The organism is Rhodococcus sp. G-MC3 (genome assembly GCF_030063335.1).
Classification (GTDB): Bacteria; Actinomycetota; Actinomycetes; order Mycobacteriales; family Mycobacteriaceae; genus Rhodococcoides.
This window is the reverse complement of sequence record NZ_JASISW010000008.1, coordinates 46,502-63,353: the sequence shown is the minus strand read 5'-3', so window position 1 is coordinate 63,353 and position 16,852 is coordinate 46,502. Positions and strand designations below refer to the sequence as shown.

General features: G+C 63.2%; 17 protein-coding genes and 1 pseudogene. 13 read left to right on the top strand and 5 right to left on the bottom strand.

Features of this window, described 5'->3' with window-relative positions:
• Nucleotides 1-196: 196 nt before the first annotated feature.
• The 6 genes from QMK17_RS10960 to QMK17_RS10935 all read left to right on the top strand — a co-directional run bounded on the left by QMK17_RS10960 (nt 197) and on the right by QMK17_RS10935 (nt 6,645).
• Complete coding sequence (locus tag QMK17_RS10960; RefSeq protein WP_283508998.1) at nt 197-976, top strand: ABC transporter ATP-binding protein; 780 nt, start codon at nt 197-199, stop codon at nt 974-976.
• Nucleotides 973-1,794 (top strand): ABC transporter permease, encoded by an 822-nt coding sequence (locus QMK17_RS10955; protein WP_283508996.1) that lies wholly within the window; start codon nt 973-975, stop codon nt 1,792-1,794. The genes QMK17_RS10960 and QMK17_RS10955 overlap by 4 nt, the downstream gene beginning before the upstream one ends.
• A complete protein-coding gene (locus QMK17_RS10950) occupies nt 1,791-2,570 on the top strand; it encodes an ABC transporter permease (RefSeq protein ID WP_283508994.1) in 780 nt (259 codons plus the stop codon). The genes QMK17_RS10955 and QMK17_RS10950 overlap by 4 nt, the downstream gene beginning before the upstream one ends.
• Nucleotides 2,571-2,645: 75 nt before the next feature.
• Entirely contained in the window at nt 2,646-3,719 is a 1,074-nt protein-coding gene (locus tag QMK17_RS10945; protein ID WP_283508993.1) for an ABC transporter substrate-binding protein, read from the top strand.
• 66 nt (nt 3,720-3,785) lie between these two features.
• On the top strand, nt 3,786-5,645 hold the full coding sequence (locus QMK17_RS10940; RefSeq protein WP_283508991.1) for a propionyl-CoA synthetase: 1,860 nt from the start codon (nt 3,786-3,788) through the stop codon (nt 5,643-5,645).
• 82 nt (nt 5,646-5,727) lie between these two features.
• Nucleotides 5,728-6,645 (top strand): DMT family transporter, encoded by a 918-nt coding sequence (locus tag QMK17_RS10935; RefSeq protein ID WP_283508990.1) that lies wholly within the window; start codon nt 5,728-5,730, stop codon nt 6,643-6,645.
• A gap of 30 nt (nt 6,646-6,675) precedes the next feature.
• On the opposite strand, the gene QMK17_RS10930 is transcribed toward QMK17_RS10935, so the two are convergent.
• Entirely contained in the window at nt 6,676-8,007 is a 1,332-nt protein-coding gene (locus tag QMK17_RS10930) for a cryptochrome/photolyase family protein (protein ID WP_283509316.1), read from the bottom strand.
• An 82-nt stretch (nt 8,008-8,089) separates the two neighbouring features.
• Here QMK17_RS10930 and QMK17_RS10925 point away from each other — a divergent pair, with 82 nt between their 5' ends.
• The 4 genes from QMK17_RS10925 (at nt 8,090) to QMK17_RS10910 (ending at nt 11,482) form a co-directional block, all read left to right on the top strand.
• Nucleotides 8,090-8,302 carry a hypothetical protein gene (locus QMK17_RS10925; RefSeq protein ID WP_283508988.1) on the top strand — a complete coding sequence of 71 codons (213 nt, stop codon included), beginning with the start codon at nt 8,090-8,092 and terminating at the stop codon, nt 8,300-8,302.
• 7 nt (nt 8,303-8,309) lie between these two features.
• The gene (locus QMK17_RS10920; protein ID WP_283508987.1) at nt 8,310-9,011 is read left to right on the top strand and encodes a response regulator transcription factor; all 702 of its coding nucleotides are present in this window, start codon (nt 8,310-8,312) and stop codon (nt 9,009-9,011) included.
• 37 nt (nt 9,012-9,048) lie between these two features.
• Nucleotides 9,049-10,368: a sensor histidine kinase gene (locus QMK17_RS10915; protein WP_283508985.1), complete on the top strand. Its 1,320-nt coding sequence runs from the start codon at nt 9,049-9,051 to the stop codon at nt 10,366-10,368.
• A 91-nt stretch (nt 10,369-10,459) separates the two neighbouring features.
• The gene (locus QMK17_RS10910; RefSeq protein WP_283508983.1) at nt 10,460-11,482 is read left to right on the top strand and encodes an isopenicillin N synthase family dioxygenase; all 1,023 of its coding nucleotides are present in this window, start codon (nt 10,460-10,462) and stop codon (nt 11,480-11,482) included.
• Between the two features lie 3 nt (nt 11,483-11,485).
• Here QMK17_RS10910 and QMK17_RS10905 read toward each other — a convergent pair whose 3' ends face one another.
• Both QMK17_RS10905 and QMK17_RS10900 read right to left on the bottom strand, forming a co-directional pair.
• Nucleotides 11,486-11,845, bottom strand: a complete 360-nt coding sequence (locus QMK17_RS10905) for an FKBP-type peptidyl-prolyl cis-trans isomerase (protein WP_115965830.1) — start codon at nt 11,843-11,845, stop codon at nt 11,486-11,488.
• Nucleotides 11,846-11,869: 24 nt separating this feature from the next.
• On the bottom strand, nt 11,870-12,544 hold the full coding sequence (locus tag QMK17_RS10900) for a DUF2848 domain-containing protein (protein WP_283508981.1): 675 nt from the start codon (nt 12,542-12,544) through the stop codon (nt 11,870-11,872).
• 127 nt (nt 12,545-12,671) lie between these two features.
• On the opposite strand from QMK17_RS10900, the gene QMK17_RS10895 reads away from it, so the two are divergent.
• Nucleotides 12,672-13,118, top strand: coding sequence for an MFS transporter (locus QMK17_RS10895; RefSeq protein ID WP_283508979.1), 447 nt, complete (start codon nt 12,672-12,674; stop codon nt 13,116-13,118).
• Between the two features lie 15 nt (nt 13,119-13,133).
• Nucleotides 13,134-13,994 (top strand): annotated as a pseudogene (locus QMK17_RS10890) (MFS transporter); the annotation flags it as partial.
• Here the strand turns inward: QMK17_RS10890 and QMK17_RS10885 are convergent.
• The gene (locus tag QMK17_RS10885) at nt 13,966-14,607 is read right to left on the bottom strand and encodes a GntR family transcriptional regulator (protein WP_283508977.1); all 642 of its coding nucleotides are present in this window, start codon (nt 14,605-14,607) and stop codon (nt 13,966-13,968) included. The pseudogene QMK17_RS10890 and the gene QMK17_RS10885 sit on opposite strands and share 29 nt — an antisense overlap.
• A gap of 46 nt (nt 14,608-14,653) precedes the next feature.
• Between QMK17_RS10885 and QMK17_RS10880 the strand changes: the two genes are divergently transcribed.
• Nucleotides 14,654-15,448 (top strand): carbon-nitrogen hydrolase family protein, encoded by a 795-nt coding sequence (locus tag QMK17_RS10880; protein WP_283508975.1) that lies wholly within the window; start codon nt 14,654-14,656, stop codon nt 15,446-15,448.
• Nucleotides 15,449-15,523: 75 nt separating this feature from the next.
• On the opposite strand, the gene QMK17_RS10875 is transcribed toward QMK17_RS10880, so the two are convergent.
• The gene (locus QMK17_RS10875) at nt 15,524-16,822 is read right to left on the bottom strand and encodes a citrate synthase (RefSeq protein WP_283508974.1); all 1,299 of its coding nucleotides are present in this window, start codon (nt 16,820-16,822) and stop codon (nt 15,524-15,526) included.
• Between the last annotated feature and the right edge of the window lie 30 nt (nt 16,823-16,852).

Here is a 16,852-nt window from a genome sequence, read left to right as displayed (position 1 = left end):
GGCGAGTCGAAGCGATAACGACATGCGGCCCTCAACGAAGGCAGAAGTTGGAAGAGTGTCACCTCTGCGAGTCTTCCGACGCACCATGCACGGCGCCACTACTTTGACGAATGTCTTACGCCGCGGGTTAAGACAGGAACGCCGCGGTGACACCGACGAAATACGGACGCAACTCTTCGCTTCTACTGTCCGGGGAATGATCGGCACCAGCACCGGCCTGAACATCTCAGGTCTCGGCAAAACCTTCAGCCTCGGCCGCACGTCCGTCGAGGCGCTCACCGACGTATCCGTCGAGACGCCCGAGGGAACGTTCCTCTCACTTCTCGGGCCGTCGGGCTGCGGAAAATCGACGGTTCTGCGCATCCTCGCCGGCCTCGATACCCCCACGACCGGCACCGCACTGATCAACGGCCAGTCCCCCGCCGAACTGCGCAAACGCCACGAGCTGGGGATCGCCTTCCAGGACTCGGCCTTGCTGCCGTGGCGCAGCGTCATCTCGAACATCAAACTCCCGCTGCAGGTCGCCGGTCTCGATCCCGACCCGGAGCTCATCGCGGACCTGGTGACACTCGTCGGGTTGGAGGGCTTCGAAAATGCAAAGCCCGCGCAGCTCTCGGGCGGCATGCGTCAGCGTGTGTCGATTGCCCGCTCGCTCGTGGTGAAGCCGAGCGTGTTGCTGCTCGACGAGCCATTCGGCGCCCTCGACGACATGACTCGCCAGCGCCTCAACCTCGAACTCCTGCGAATCTGGACCGAGAAACCCGCGACGACTCTCATGGTCACGCACGGCATCGCCGAGGCGATCTTCCTCTCCGATGTGGTTGCCGTCATGACGCCGCGACCCGGGCGCATCCTCGAAGTGGTTCCCATCGACCTGCCGCGCCCACGTACCCCCGAGATGATGCGCACCCCCGAGTTCCACAAGATCCACGACTACCTGTCGGGCCTGCTGTTCGGCAAGGCGGCTCTCGCATGACCATCGCCGACATCGAGAAGGTCGCGGAAGCACAGATCGAGACATCGAACCGAAAGACGTCTTTCGGCCGACCGAAGTGGCTCGGTGGGGCCGTCGGCATCATCGGACTCGTTGCGCTCTGGTGGATCCTTGCCGCCCTCGGTGTGGCCGGCGGAACCGTTCCGAGTCCGTGGGCCGTCGTCGAAACAATGCTCGACGACGGCTGGGCCCTCTACGGCCCCAACTTCAGCGTCACCGCAGCGGGCGCACTGCAAGGGTTCCTATGGGGCAATCTGCTGGCCGTTGCCCTCGCGGTGCTGGTGGTTCTCGTTCCGCCCGTCGAATCGTTGGCCACCCAGCTCGCGATTCTGAGTTATTGCACGCCGCTGCTGGCGCTTGGACCGATCATCCTCGTCGTCTTCGGCGGGAGAACGCCGACGATCTTCCTCGCGGCGATGTACTGCTTTTTCACCACCATGGTCGGCACACTGACCGGCCTTCGATCCGCCGACACGGCGAGCCTCGATCTCGTCGCGGCGTACGGCGGAGGCCGATGGCAGAAGTTCCGGCGCGTGCAAGCGATCGCCGCGCTGCCGTCCATGTTCGCGGCACTGAAAATTGCAGCGCCCTCGGCGGTGCTCGGCGCCATCCTCGGTGAATATCTCGGCGGCGTCGACAGCGGTATCGGGGTGGCTCTGACCGCCGCCCAGAGTTCCTACAACGTGCCGCGGACCTGGGGCATGGCTTTGGCCGCAGCGCTTCTCGCGGGTCTCGGCTATGCCATCGTCGCAATCATCGCGCGGTTCGTCACCCCATGGACGTCGGGAAAGACGTCATGACCGCAACGCGCGGGCTGCTGCGCTTCCTCGCTCCGATCGGCATCGCGTTCGCGTTGCTCCTGGTCATGTGGGTGTTATTCCTGCAAGCGTTTCCACAGGTCGGACCACGCGTCGGCCAGACCCCCGCGGCCGTCTGGAAGTATCTGTTCGGCAGCGACAAGTCAGCAGCCAATCGCGAGACGATCTTTTCGAACCTCGAGATAACCCTGCGCGACGCCGGCGTCGGCTTCCTCGTCGGTATGAGTGCAGCGTTGATCGTCGCGTCGATCTTCGTGATTTCACGGACCGTCGAGCAGACGTTTTTGCCGGTCGCGATGCTGCTGCGGTCGGTTCCGCTCGTCGCTCTGACGCCGATCATCGTGCTCATTTTCGGTCGCGGGATCTTCGGCGTCACGGTGATGGTCGCGATCGTGGTGTTCTTTCCCGCCCTGGTGATGATCATGGTCGGTCTGCGTGAAGCACCAACGGGTGCACAGGATCTGATTGCCGCGTACGGCGGCAGCAAGTGGACGGCGCTGCGGATGGTCGCCGTGCCGTCGGCGCTGCCCTCGGTGTTCGCCGCCGCCCGTATCTCCGTTCCCGGCGCGCTGATCGGCGCACTGATCGGCGAGTGGCTCGGCAGCGGCCGAGGTTTGGGTTCGTCGATGATCAAGGCTATTCCGAAGTATCAGTACAACGAGCTGTGGGCGTCGATCGTCGTCATCACTGTCGTCTCGATCGTGTTGTATGCGATCGTCGGCGTGCTGGAGAACCTTGCGCTGCAACGGATGAAGTAGTTGTTTACACGAGCTCAACAAATGGAACGGTTTGAGCAATTCGATTGAAACGGAGGGCATTTACAGTTCCGTTTCATGAACCTTTCCTCACAGTTCGACCGCCGGTCGTTGTTCCGTTTCGGCGGCATGGCATCGCTTGCCATCGGCGGAGCTACGGTCCTCGCTTCGTGCAGTAGTGATTCTTCCAGTTCGAGCGGCGGCTCGACCGACGACGGATCCGCGTTCGGCACCGTCGCGGTGCAGCTGTCGTGGATCAAGAACATCGAGTTCGCCGGCGAGTACTTCGCCACGGAGAAGGGTTACTACTCCGATGCAGGGTTCGGCAGCGTCGACCTCGTGGCCGGAGGTGCCGCCGGTACCGGTGTGGAAGCCGGCCTCGACACCGGGAAGGTCTGGATCGGAACCTCCGCACCGCAGCTGACAGCTCCTGCAGTCCTCGGCGGACTGGAAGCGAAGATCGTCGCTGCGACGTTCCAGAAGAACCCGTTCTGCATCGTCTCCTCCGCCGCCGCACCGATCAATTCGCCGCAGGACATGGTGGGCAAACGAATCGGAGTCCAAGACTCGAACCAGCTTGTATTCGCCGCACTGCTCGCCGCCAACGGGCTGGAGGAAAGCCAGATGACGATCGTGCCCGCTCAGTTCGATCCAAGCCCCCTCGCCAACGGCGAGGTCGACGGCTGGGTCAGCTACGTCACCAACGAGCCGATCACATTGGCAGGCAAAGGTTTCGAGAACGCTAACTTCCTGTTTGCCGACTTCGACCTGCCGCTCGTCGCGGAGACACTCACGGTGCTGCAGTCGACCATCGACAACGAGCGCGACAAGCTCAAAGCCTTCCTGAAGGCCGAAATCCTGGGCTGGCGCGACGCCGTCGCCGATCCTCGTGAATCTGCTCGCCTTGCCGTCGAGGTGTACGGCAAGGATCAGAATCTCGAGCTGGAGGAGCAGGTGCTCGAAGCGACCGCCCAGAACGGCTTGGTCACCTCCGCCGACACCGAGGCGAACGGCCTGTTCACGATGACCCAGTCGCTGATCGACGAGAACATCGCAGCGCTGGCCACCGCTGGCATCGACATCTCGGCCGAAGAATTGTTCGACATGTCCGTGCTCGCCGAGGTGTATGCGGAGAATCCGGACCTGAAGTAGGCCGCCGGTGCAGCCGCTGCCCCAATCGCTACCCACATCCACCGTTCCCGCCACTAGGCTGCCGGTATGACCGGCGAGTATCGAAGCGCATTCGACAGCAGCATCTCCGATCGAGAGAAGTTCTGGCTCGACGCAGCCTCCGAGGTCGACTGGGTAACCCCGCCCACCACCGCTTTCACCGGCGGACGGTGGTTCCCCGACGGCAGCCTCAACACGTGCTTCAACGCGCTCGACCGGCACGTCGACGCAGGAAACGGCGACCGAACCGCGTTGATCTACGACTCGGCGATGCTCGGCACCACCCGCTCCTACACCTACTCGGAACTGCTCGACGAGGTTGCACGGTTCGCATGGGTCCTGCGTACCAACGGCGTCTGCGCGGGTGATCGGGTGATCCTCTATCTGCCTATGATTCCCGAGGCCGTCGTCGCCATGCTTGCCTGCGCTCGGATCGGTGCGGTGCATTCCGTCGTGTTCGGCGGGTTTGCCGCGAAAGAACTGGCGGCCCGCATCGACGACGCGCAGCCCGTACTGCTCGTCACCGCCAGCGGAGGTTTCGAGCCGGGCCGAACCATCGAGTATCTGCCGATCGTGCAGAAAGCGCTGTCCCTCACCACCACCGCCGCCCAGCCGAACGTCATCGTCAAAACCCGTGACGGCATCCCCGGCGAACACCCCTGGCTCGATTGGGACGATCAATACGTCAACGCCGTTGCTTTGGAGCCAGTTACGGTGCAGGCTACCGATCCGCTCTACATCCTCTACACCTCCGGCACCACCGGCAAGCCCAAGGGCGTCGTTCGCGACAACGGCGGCCATGCCGTCGCGCTCACGTGGTCGATGCGCAATATCTACGACATCGGCGCAGGCCAGGTGATGTGGACGGCGTCGGACGTCGGCTGGGTCGTCGGCCACTCCTACATCGTCTATGCCCCACTGTTCGCCGGTGCGACGACAGTTCTCTACGAGGGCAAGCCCGTCGGGACTCCCGACGCCGGGGCCTTCTGGCGCGTAATCGATGACTACAAGGTCCGAGCACTCTTCACTGCGCCGACAGCGTTGCGGGCCGTTCGCAAAGTGGACCCACACGCCGAAGAACTCGCCAAGTACGACATCGGCAGCCTGGAAACGCTGTTCGTCGCTGGCGAGCGCCTCGATCCCGATACCTACGCGTGGGCGTCGGACACACTCGGTGTTCCCGTAGTCGACCACTGGTGGCAGACCGAGACCGGTTGGCCGATCTGCTCGAATCTGCGCGGACTGGAACCACTTCCGATCAAATCCGGATCGCCGACGGTCGCAGTGCCCGGATTTCAGGTCGAAATCCTCGATGCGACAGGCACACTCGTAGACGCAGGAACCGAAGGCAACATCGTAGTCAAGCTTCCGCTGCCTCCCGGCACACTCGTCGGCCTGTGGAACGATCAGGACCGATTTCAACGGTCTTATCTGGAGACGTTCCCCGGTTACTACCTCACCGGCGACTCCGGCTACATAGACGCCGAAGGCTACGTCTACGTTCTCGGTCGCAGTGACGATGTGATCAACGTTGCAGGCCATCGACTTTCGACGGGTTCGATGGAGGCCGTCGTCGCGAGCCATCCCGCGGTGGCCGAATGCGCCGTCATCGGGATCCACGACGAAATCAAAGGCCAGCGGCCGAGCGGGTACGTGGTGCTCAAGGCCGGCGAAACCATCACCGAGGATCGATTGCGCGAGGACCTCGTCGCGATGGTCCGCGATCAGATCGGTGCGCTCGCAACCTTCCGAGACGTCACCGTCGTCGGGGCACTGCCCAAGACGCGATCGGGCAAAATCCTCCGCAAGACGATGCGTCAGATCGTCGCCGGTGAGGAATACGGGGTGCCGTCGACCATCGAGGATCCTGCGGTTCTCGACGCGCTGGAGAAGCTGCTGCGCCGCTAGCGGCACCACTGGGCAGTAAAACGAGGAACGATGTCCGAAAACCGCGCGCCCGAACGGCCGTGCGCCGGATAACGTCATCGGTATGACACAGGTCGATCCCCGTCCCCCGGCCGTTCGTCCTGCGGTCGATTGGCGCGCACTCGCCGCCGTAACGGTGACGGTACTGGCCTGGGCCTCGGCTTTCGTTGCCATCCGCGGTATCGGTACGTCGTTCGGCGCCGGGCAGCTCGCACTCGGGCGTTTGCTGATCGGAACCACCGTGCTCGGGCTGATCCTCCTCGCCAAGAAGATGTGGGTCCGCCCCAACCGGACGCAGTGGATTCAGATCGTCAGCATCGGGGTGTTCTGGTTCGCGATCTACAACGTCTCGCTCAATGCGGCCGAACAGCGTGTCGACGCCGGAACCACCTCGATGTTGATCCAGATCGGGCCGATTCTGGTAGCCATCTTCGCTGGACTGCTTCTCGGCGAAGGCTTTCCCAAGTGGCTCGTCATCGGGGCCGCCATCGCGTTCTCGGGCGCAGTCATGGTTGGCCTCGTCACCGCACTGACCACCACCGACACGACGAAAACCGACGCCGATTTCCTGGGCATCGCCCTGTGCCTGGTCTCGGCGGTGACGTACGCCATCGGAGTGTTGAGTCAGAAACCGGTTCTCCGAGGCATTCCCGGCCTTCAGGTGACCTGGATGGCGTGCGCGATCGGCGCACTGTGCACCTTGCCGTTTGCACCCGCCCTCGTCGAGGACGTGGGAACGGCGTCGACGCAGGCGACCGGCGGCCTGATCTACCTCGGACTCGTCCCGACCGCACTGGCGTTCAGCACCTGGGCCTACGCCCTCTCGCGGATGAATGCCGGCCGACTCGGCATCACCACGTATGTCATTCCCCCGCTGACGATTCTGCTGGGCTGGCTTCTGCTGGGCGAGATTCCGCACGTCCTCGCTGTGCTCGGCGGCGCGATCTGCCTCGTCGGCGTCGGGCTCTCCCGTAAGCGTTGAATGATTGTTCCGCAGGCTCCCGTCCGGCCGCTAGAGCGACTTGAATCGCGCGATCGCCACTTCGCGTTCATGCTTGTGGTCAACGATTGCGTCCGGGTATTCCTTGGGACGACCGAACTTCAGGGTGTGCACGGCTTTGCCTTCTTCCCCGCGGAGCTCGGGTACCCACCGTCGAACGTAATCTCCAGTGGGATCGAATTTCTCACCCTGCGTGATCGGATTGAACACACGGAAATACGGTGACGCATCCGTGCCGGTTCCGGCGGTCCACTGCCATCCGTGCTGGTTGCTCGCGAGATCGCCGTCGACCAATCGATTCATGAAGTAGCGCGCACCCCACCACCATGGCAGGTGCAGATCCTTGACGAGAAACGACGCCACGATCATCCGGACGCGGTTGTGCATCCACTTCTCCGAATTCAACTGCCGCATACCGGCATCGACGATCGGGAATCCGGTCCGGCCTTCCTTCCACGCATCGAAGAGATCCTCGGCGTGCTTACCGGTGTCGAGTTCGATGCCGTCGAACTTCTTCACATAGTTCTCGCGCGCACTGTCCGGCCGCTGGAACAGTATGTCCCCGTAGAAGTCTCGCCAGGCGATCTGGCGGCGATAGGACGCAGCGCCTTCGTTACGCAGTTTCCCGAGGTCGCGCAGCATTGTTCGCGGGTGAATATTTCCGTACTTCAGGTACACCGACATCCGACTGGTGGTGTCGAGATCGGGTCGGTTGCGTTCGTCGTCGTACGACGCGACATGTTCGAGGAATTCGCTCCATGCCTCCGATGCCGCCTTCTCTCCCGCAGGCACGTCCGACGCATCCTTTTCGGTCGGGATCTTCACCCGTTTCGGTAGGCCAGAGACGTCCGCAGGATCGAGCCACTTCACCGTCTTCGCCGACGTATCGGCAGGTCCGCGCCACCCGTGTTCCATCCACTGGCGAAAATAGGGCGTGAACACCTTGTACGCACCGCCGTCGTCCTTCGTCACCCGCCCGGGCGCAACCGCGTAAGGCGAACCGGTTGCCACCAGCGACACCTTCTTCCCGACGCGTTCGTCGCGTTCCCGTCCGTAGGGGCCGTAATCAGCGCTGATGTGCACCTCGTCGGTGTCGAGGGCCTGTGCCACCTTCGGCACCACCGTCTCCGGATCGCCCTTGACCACAAGAAGCCGTCCACCCAATTGCTCGTCCAACGCATCGAGACTGCGATACAGAAAATCCCGGCGCGGCCCGCCTGACGCCTTCAGCAGGGTGTCGTCGAGAACGAACAATCCGAGCGCAGGACCGTCCGAATCCGCGGCGGCATCAAGCGTCGGGAGATCGGAGGTTCGAAGGTCACGTCGAAACCACACCACAGTCATGCGGAGAGTCATACCCGGATTCTCACAGTTCTCCCATAAATGCCTCACCACGTGCCCAACATCGGCTTCTAGCGTGGGAAACATGAAAAACACAGCAACCCCGATCTTTCCGGGAGCAGCATCTCTGGTGAACAGCACCTGCAGCTTCGAGGCCTTCTACGCCAAGCTCTACGCGAACGCCCCCGCGGTCGCCTGGACGCTCGACGCCGATCAGGACCGCCGCACTGCGCTCGAAGAATTCTTCGCCAAATCGCCCGAGGAACGTCAGAGCACCGTGGACGCTTGGGCAGCATAATCAAGGTGTGCCCCAAACTGCCACAGTTCTCGTCGTCGACGACGACGCGGACGTCCTTGCTTCCCTGCAACGTGGACTCCAACTGTCCGGGTTCACCGTCATCACCGCCGTCGATGGCGGCCAAGCCCTTGCTGTCGTCTCGAAGCAGTCTCCGGACATCGTCGTCCTCGACATCAACATGCCGGTCCTCGACGGCGCCAGCGTCGTCAAGGCGCTCCGTGCGATGGGCAACGACGTCCCGATCTGCGTCCTCAGCGCCCGCAGCTCGGTCGACGAGCGCATTTCCGGCCTCGAGTCCGGCGCCGACGACTACCTGACCAAGCCCTTCGTTCTCGCCGAGCTCGTGGCGCGTATCCGCGCCATGCTGCGCCGGCGCACCGCCACGCCACCCGCACCCGTCAGCGGCACCGCCGTGGTCATCGGCAACCTGCGCGTCGACATCCCCGGCTATCGCGCCCACGTGCACGAGCGCGAGCTGGATCTGACCAAGCGCGAATTCGAACTCCTTGCGGTCCTTGCCCGCAACTCCGGCGTAGTACTCACCCGCGAGCGTCTGCTCGAACTCGTTTGGGGATACGACTTCGTCGCAGATACCAACGTGGTCGACGTCTTCGTCGGTTATTTGCGTCGAAAAATGGAGGTCGACAGCGAACCTCGTGTACTCCACACCGTCCGCGGCGTCGGATTCGTTCTGCGGACCACCTCATGAGCGCAGCGTTCAGGACCACATCGTTCAGGAGACTGCGATGAGGTTCTCGCTCCGCGCCCGAGTCGCCGTGGCCACCGCACTCGGCGCCACCATCGTGGTGCTGACCGTCGGTGTGGTGGCGTCCCTCATCATCTCGCGCAACAACGTGAACAATCTCGACGAGCGTCTGACGACGGCATCCCAGGTCCTGATTCCGAGCGCCGCAAGTCTCGAGCTATTCCTGGGCCAACTCGGCAGCTCCGGCGCCTTCGCGGTGACCATTCGCACCGGGGACACCGTGATCGCATCGACGCCGACGGAGCTTCCTGAGCTGTCCGAGGGCTCCGAGACCGTCAACGTCGACGGCAATACTTTCCGCGTGTACACCTCTTACGCTGTGTCGGCGACGAACATCGTCATCTCCATCGGGGTCCCTGCCATCGAGGCGCAGCAGGTGACCGACGATCAGCAGCGGTGGGTGATATTCGGCGGCCTCGGTGCGATCGCCGCGTCGACTGGACTCGGCTGGATCTTCGGCGGCCGGGCCGTCAAGCCGCTCGTGACGTTGACCCGCCAGGTCAGCGCCCGCCCGCCACAATCTCCCGACACCCGAACCGGCGTGCGAGAAGCGGACGAGCTGGCCGTCGCGATCGCCGACATGCTTCAGCGAGTCAACGATGCCCAGGATCGCACCAACGAGGCCTTGGGTACTGCTCGTGATTTCGCTGCCGTATCGGCGCACGAGCTTCGAACTCCGCTCACCGCTATGCGCACCGACATCGAAGTTCTGCGCACTCTCGACCTGGAGCCGCCGCAGCGATTCGAAATCCTCGAGGACCTGCAGCGTACGCAGGGACGCGTGGAGGCGACGCTGTCCGCGCTGGAACGCCTCGCGTCCGGCGAACTGTCGAGCGAGAAGGACCGTGTGGACGTCGATGTCGTGGAGATCTGCGATGTCGCCGCCCAGGACGCCATGCGCCAGAACCCCGAACTCGCGGTCCGCATCGACTCGGAACCGTCCGTCGTTATGACGGCACTGCCGGCCGGACTCCGACTGGCCCTGGACAACGCGATCATCAACGCTGTGCGGCACGGCAACGCCACCCAGGTCGCGATCGCGATCTCTCGTGGAGATGGACGCGTCAAGATCACCGTCGACGACGACGGCACCGGAATCCCGGAAGCCGAACGCGATTCGGTGTTCGAGCGGTTCTACCGCGGAGCGTCGGCGACCAAGGGCGGCTCTGGCCTCGGGTTGGCACTCGTCGAGCAGCAGGCCGAACTGCACGGTGGTTCGGCGCGCTTCACCGACAGCCCGCTCGGTGGTGCGCGGTTGGTGCTCGATCTCGAGGCGGCTGCGCCGCCCGTGCGCGTTTAAGTACGGCGGGGTGTCACCAAACACTCACCGGCGCGAAGCGCATATTTACATCGAAGAAACCCACGAGCGACCCAATTTTTGCCAGAATCCAATGATGCCTCTGTCCCAGTTCGACGTTCCGGTCATCGACATTTCCCCCTACGTCGACGGCGGCTCCGCGGAGCGAAGACGCGCGGTAGCGGCGGATCTCGATTACGCCTGCAGCGCGGTAGGTTTCATGTCGGTCACGGGCCACGGGATTCCCGACGACGTCCTCGTCGGGCTGCGCTCGGCAATCGACGGTTTCTTCGCGTTGGATGCGGGTGAAAAGTCGATGTACATCATGCCGCCGGACGTGAACCGCGGCTACACAGCGCCCAAGAGCGAATCACTGAGCCTGAGCCTAGGGGTGGAGTCGTCGACGCGTATGAACGATTTCTTCGAGGCGTTCAACGTCGGGACGGGCGACGGGGTGGCCAACGTGTGGCCTGAAGTGGAGGGATTCAAGAAGGCGGTGAACCGCTATTTCGAGCATGCTGCCCGCGTGGCACGGACACTGACGCGAATATTCGCCGACGCCCTCGGATTGGCACCCGATTTCTTCGACCGCATCACGACGGACTCGCTCGACACCTTCCGCATGAACAACTACGCACTGCCGCCGGGTGAGATCGAACTCGACGGGGAACTCGACGGAATGGGTGAGCACACCGATTACGGACTCGTGACCGTGCTGTGGGCGGACCAGGTGGCCGGACTACAGGTGGTGGGAAGCGATCTGCGCTGGCACGACGTATCGCCTGCCGACAACGCGCTGCTGGTAAATCTGGGTGACCTGACCGCGCGTCTCACCAATGATCGTTGGATGTCGACGCTGCACCGTGTGCGGCCACCGATCGTCGACGGCAACATCGTGCGTCGCCGATCCGCAGCGTTCTTTCACGACGGCGATCTGAGCGCGACGGTCGCGCCGGTGCCGTCGTGCATCGAGCCGGGCGAAGAGATTCGGTACCAACCGGTCACCGTTGCCGACCACATCGCAGTCAAACTAGCCGGCTCACGCGGGGGCAAGAGCAATGAGAGCGCCACCAGGGAGGCAGCCCGTGCCAGGGCCGCCGTCCCGGCGATCAGCTGAAAGCTACTTGACGTCGAGCAGATCGATTACGAACACAAGGGTCTTGCCGGAAAGGCGGTGACCCTGACCTGCTGGACCGTAGGCCAGCTCGGGCGGAATGGTGAGCTGGCGTCGTCCGCCGACCTTCATTCCCGGAATACCGTCCTGCCAGCCCTGGATGAGGCCGCGCAGAGGGAACTGAATCGACTCCCCCCGGTTCCACGAGGAGTCGAATTCTTCTCCGGAGTCGAACTCGACGCCGACGTAGTGAACCTCGACATTGCCGCCGGGGACAGCTTCTGCACCGTCTCCCTCGACCAGATCCACCACCACAAGATCGATGGGCGGGGGGCCTGCCTGGAACTCGATAATTGGCTTCGTCACGCCCTGTACCTTACGTCGCAGTGGTCAGCCGATCGGTGCAGGCATCAGAATTGTGCGATACTCGCAGGTCAAAGCATTGCTGGTTGCGGGATCGCGCATCTCGACCTTCCACGAGTCGGTGAACTGGTCGACGCCGGGATGCATCGAAATTGTGCCCGAGAGCAGGACGGTTCCGCGTGTGAACAAACCGCGTTCGCGAAGGACGTCGAGCCAGTACTTCGGTGCAAGCAGATCTCCCAGTGAACCCGTCTGAATCGGGGTGTCCCCGACCCACGCGTTCAGAGTGATGTCGTCGATGCGGTCCGCGACGTCCGTCAAGCGCCAGGCACTGGTTCCCAGGACGTCCGGTGACGCGTTCTTGCTCCACGCAACACTGTGAACTTCGAGCTCGCGGTCGGTGTGATCGCACGCGACGGTCAGCAGCACATCGTCGTCGGTGTCGCCGAGGATGACCAGCGCCCATTCGGCTTCACCGGAGGTGCGGCCGTGTTGGACGTGGACGGCATCAGTTTGCTGGGCCAGGTACGGCGAGATGGGGTACATCGCCGGGGTGACCGAGGGTGCAGGAACTCCGAGCTCTGCCAATTCTGCGATGTGATGGGCCACGTCGTCCTGGTTGCGGCCTGCGTACCCGGCGTTGAGCAGATTGCGCGGCTCGACAGTCTCCGTCGATCCGTCGGGGAGCGTGAACGTCAGCATCGTGAAGGCCTCTCGTTAATTGATTGTTTCCAATACGCCGAAACACTTGCGCATACGTCTTGTATACAGCAAGTATGGACGCAGTTCAATGGCAACGGAGACCCACAGCACACATGAAGGAGCTGCCATGACTGCGCAGACAGTCGACAAGAAAGGCCTGGCCAAGGCGTTCGCGGCGAGCCTGACGGGCACCGCGTTGGAGTGGTACGACTTCGCCGTGTACTCCGCGGCGGCCGCGCTGGTCTTCCCGCTGATCTTCTTTCCCGACAGCGACCCACTGACCGGAACGCTCCTCGCTTTCTCCACCTACGCGGTCGGGTACATCGCTAGACCGATCGGCGGATTCGTCTTCGGCCGACTCGGCGATGTGATCGGCCGCAAGCAGTTACTCGTCATCACACTGATGCTGATCGGCGTCACAACGTTCGCCATCGGACTCATTCCCGGCTACGACACGATCGGGATCGCCGCGCCGATCCTCCTCGTCGCGATGCGTTTCGCCCAGGGCGTCGCCGTCGGCGGCGAGTGGGGCGGTGCTGTCCTGCTGTCGAGTGAGTACGGAAACCCCCGCTAGCGCGGGTTCTGGTCATCCGCCGCTCAGATCGGGCCACCCGCCGGTAACCTGCTGGCCAACGGCGCCCTCGCCGGACTCACCCTCGCTCTCACCGAGGAGCAGTTCGAATCCTGGGGATGGCGCGTCGCCTTCCTGTTCTCGGCAGTTCTGGTCGGCTTCGGCTTGTGGATTCGACTGAAGCTCGAGGACACCCCGGTGTTCAAGGCCTTGCAAGAGAGCGGGGATCGATCCGAGGCTCCGATCAGCGAGGTATTCGCCACGCAGCGTCGACCCCTTGTCGCAGCGATCCTCTCCCGTATCGCCCCTGACGTCATCTATGCGCTGTTCACGGTCTTCTCGATCACCTACGGCACACAGAAACTCGGCTTCGAACGCAGCGAGGTGCTGATCGCCATCCTTGTCGGCTCGGCGTTCCAGTTGGGATTGATTCCCCTGGCCGGAGCCATCTCCGACCGCATCAACCGTCGCCTGGTCTATGCCGTCGCCGCAGTAGGCGGAGTCGCCTGGAGCGCCATTTTCTTCCTGATCATCGGCGGAAGCTCTCTGCCGCTGCTGATTCTGGGCGTCGTGGTCGGCCTCGCGTTCCACTCGTTCATGTACGGCCCGCAGGCAGCCTTCGTGACCGAGCAGTTCACCGTGCGTCTTCGTTCGACCGGCAGCTCGCTCGCCTACACACTCGCCGGAGTACTGGGCGGGGCCATGGCCCCGCTGATTTTCGTGTACTTGCTCGACAAGACCGACAGCTGGGTATTGATCGTGGTCTATGTGACGTTCGTCGGAATCCTGACGCTGATCGGACTTGCGTTGGGCCGCAACCCCGATCGGGCCGAGGAAGAAGAATACTCGGTCATGCGCGCAACAGAATCTGCAGTGTGACCTCCAGATGATCATCGATTGCGCCATGCACGACGGTCTCGTCTCCCGCTTCCAAGGCGTAGACGATAGCCGCGTGTTCGGTGCAGACGTTGTGCTGCCGGTCCGCCGCCGAGAACAACGCCGTCAGTCCCACACGCAGTTGGCGTGCCCGCAGGCCTGCATAGGTACGGGAGAGCAGTTCACTGCCGGCCGCATCGACGAGAATCTGATGGAATTCACCGTCGAGATCAATGAATTCCTTTGCTGCCTCAGCAGTTCGCGTGTCCGCGAGCTTTTCCTGACGATCGAGCGCGTCCCGCATCGCCGAGACCGGCGGAACTCCGGTACGCAGCGACGTCGACGCGGCATGGCGCTCGAGAACGCCGCGCAGATCCATGAGCTCACCGATCTGACGGCCCGACATGGCAGGCACGTGAGCGCCCCGCTTGGGTACCATCTCGACAAGACCCTCGGCCTGCAGCATCAGCAAAGCTTCACGAACCGGTGTGCGGGACACGCCGATTCGCGTCGCGAGCTCCTGCTCGTTGAGGAACGTACCCGTGGCGGCCGGTGACGAGAGCACCTGATCGCGCACGAAGGCATACGCTTTGTCCCTACCCGACAGCGATTGCATACGCTATGTATACCTCTAGAAGCCGGATGAAACCAGGAGTTACCGCATGCGCACCAGCATTCGAATCAGCCTCGCTCAAGTTACGAGCGGAACGCAGCCCCAGGACAACCTGAAGATCATCGAGACGCACGCTCGCGCAGCCAAGGAAGCGGGTTCGTCTCTCGTCGTGTTCCCCGAGGCAATGATGCGTTGCTTCGGCGGACCCATCAGGGGCGTCGCCGAACCACTCGACGGGCCTTGGGCCGACGCCGTCCGCGAGATCGCCCGCGCGATCGACATCACCGTCGTGGCAGGCATGTTTACACCGGCAGACGAAGGCCGCGTCGCCAACACCCTGCTGATCACCGGCCGTGGAATTGACGCGCACTACAACAAGATCCACCTGTTCGACGCCTTCGGATTCGCCGAATCCGACACCGTCGCACCCGGATCCGACCCACTCGTTCTCGACGTCGACGGCGTAGGCATCGGGTTCGCGACCTGCTACGACATCCGGTTCCCCGCACTGTTCCAGAAGCTCGGCGATCTCGGCGCGCAGCTGATCGTCGTCCCAGCATCCTGGGGAAGCGGGCCGGGCAAGGTCGAACAGTGGTCGCTGCTCGCCCGGGCGCGTGCCCTCGATTCCACGGCGTTCGTCGCGGCCTGCGATCAGGCGGAGCCCGAGGAAGCGGCCGGGACTGCGCCACTGGGCGTCGGGCATTCGGTTGTCAGCTCCCCCACCGGGGAGGTTCTCGGCGAGCTCGACGCAACTCCCGGATTGCTGACCGTCGACATCGAGACCTCGATCGTCGACGCGGTCCGCACGAAGCTGCCGGTGCTCGAGAACCGTCGCCAGTTCTAGCCCCGTCCCGCCTGCACCAGGTACGAAAAAGCCCCCCGGACTCCCTACGGAGTCGGGGGGCTTTTCACAGAATAACTAGCGAGCGCCCAGATCTTTGTAATCACGCTCGGTGTAGCCCGTGTAGATCTGCCGCGGACGGCCGATCTTCGTGGACGGATCCTCGTGCATCTCACGCCAGTGCGCGATCCAGCCCGGGAGGCGCCCCATCGCGAACAGCACCGTGAACATCCGCGGCGGGAAGCCCATCGCGCGGTAGATCAGACCGGTGTAGAAGTCGACGTTCGGGTAGAGCTTGCGCTCGACGAAGTAGTCGTCGGTCAGTGCGGTCTCTTCGAGCTTGAGGGCGATGTCGAGGAGCTCGTCACCGTTGCCCAGCTTGCTCAGGATCGTGTGCGCGGTCTCCTTGACGAGGGTCGCGCGCGGATCGAAGCTCTTGTAGACGCGGTGCCCGAAGCCCATGAGCTTCACGCCGTCTTCCTTGTTCTTCACTCGACGAACGAAATCGGTGGCGTCGCCGCCCTCGGCCTTGATCTTGTCGAGCATCTCGAGAACGGCCTGGTTGGCGCCGCCGTGCAGCGGGCCCCAGAGCGCGTTGATGCCGCCCGAGATGGACGTGAAAAGGTTCGCGTCCGAAGATCCGACGAGGCGGACCGTCGACGTCGAACAGTTCTGCTCGTGATCGGCATGCAGGATGAGCAGCATGTCGAGTGCCTTGACGATCTCGGGGTCAACCTCGTACGGCTCGGCCGGGAAGCCGAACGTCATCCGAAGAAAGTTCTCCACGAGGCTCTTCGAGTTGTCCGGGTACAGGAACGGCTGCCCGACGGACTTCTTGTAGGCGTAGGCCGCGATGGTCGGCAGCTTCGCGAGGAGGCGAATTGTCGACAGCTCGACCTGCTCCGGGTCGTCGGGATCCAGCGAATCCTGGTAGTACGCCGACAATGCATTGACCGCGCTCGACAGCACCGGCATGGGATGCGCGTTGCGCGGGAAGCCGTCGAAGAAGCGCTTGAGATCCTCGTGCAGCAGCGTATGCCGACGGATCTTGTCGGTGAACGTCTCGAGCTGGTCCTCGCTCGGAAGCTCGCCGTAGATCAGCAGGTAGCTGACCTCGATGAACGTGGACTTGCCTGCCAGCTGTTCGATCGGGTACCCGCGGTAGCGCAGGATTCCCTGGTCACCGTCGATGTACGTGATCGCCGACTTGGTCGAGGCGGTGTTGACGAACCCACCGTCGAGGGTCGTGTAACCGGTGGTAGCCAGCAGCTTTCCCAGTTCGATGCCGTCATTGCCTTCGGTAGCCTTGGCAATGGACATGCTGTATTCGCCACCGGGATAGGTGAGGGTGGCTTTGGCGTCATTCTCAGCGGGCACGAATGGTCCCTCTCGAGCTCTTGTATCGGA

Coding starts and splice junctions, on each gene's coding strand:
- QMK17_RS10940 (WP_283508991.1), top strand. CDS start 3,786: ATGACCGGCGAGTATCGAAGCGCATTCGACAGCAGCATCTCCGATCGA.
- QMK17_RS10900 (WP_283508981.1), bottom strand. CDS start 12,544: ATGCTGACGTTCACGCTCCCCGACGGATCGACGGAGACTGTCGAGCCG.
- QMK17_RS10880 (WP_283508975.1), top strand. CDS start 14,654: ATGCGCACCAGCATTCGAATCAGCCTCGCTCAAGTTACGAGCGGAACG.
- QMK17_RS10895 (WP_283508979.1), top strand. CDS start 12,672: ATGACTGCGCAGACAGTCGACAAGAAAGGCCTGGCCAAGGCGTTCGCG.
- QMK17_RS10910 (WP_283508983.1), top strand. CDS start 10,460: ATGATGCCTCTGTCCCAGTTCGACGTTCCGGTCATCGACATTTCCCCC.
- QMK17_RS10960 (WP_283508998.1), top strand. CDS start 197: ATGATCGGCACCAGCACCGGCCTGAACATCTCAGGTCTCGGCAAAACC.
- QMK17_RS10915 (WP_283508985.1), top strand. CDS start 9,049: ATGAGGTTCTCGCTCCGCGCCCGAGTCGCCGTGGCCACCGCACTCGGC.
- QMK17_RS10925 (WP_283508988.1), top strand. CDS start 8,090: ATGAAAAACACAGCAACCCCGATCTTTCCGGGAGCAGCATCTCTGGTG.
- QMK17_RS10885 (WP_283508977.1), bottom strand. CDS start 14,607: ATGCAATCGCTGTCGGGTAGGGACAAAGCGTATGCCTTCGTGCGCGAT.
- QMK17_RS10950 (WP_283508994.1), top strand. CDS start 1,791: ATGACCGCAACGCGCGGGCTGCTGCGCTTCCTCGCTCCGATCGGCATC.
- QMK17_RS10930 (WP_283509316.1), bottom strand. CDS start 8,007: ATGACTGTGGTGTGGTTTCGACGTGACCTTCGAACCTCCGATCTCCCG.
- QMK17_RS10935 (WP_283508990.1), top strand. CDS start 5,728: ATGACACAGGTCGATCCCCGTCCCCCGGCCGTTCGTCCTGCGGTCGAT.
- QMK17_RS10955 (WP_283508996.1), top strand. CDS start 973: ATGACCATCGCCGACATCGAGAAGGTCGCGGAAGCACAGATCGAGACA.
- QMK17_RS10945 (WP_283508993.1), top strand. CDS start 2,646: ATGAACCTTTCCTCACAGTTCGACCGCCGGTCGTTGTTCCGTTTCGGC.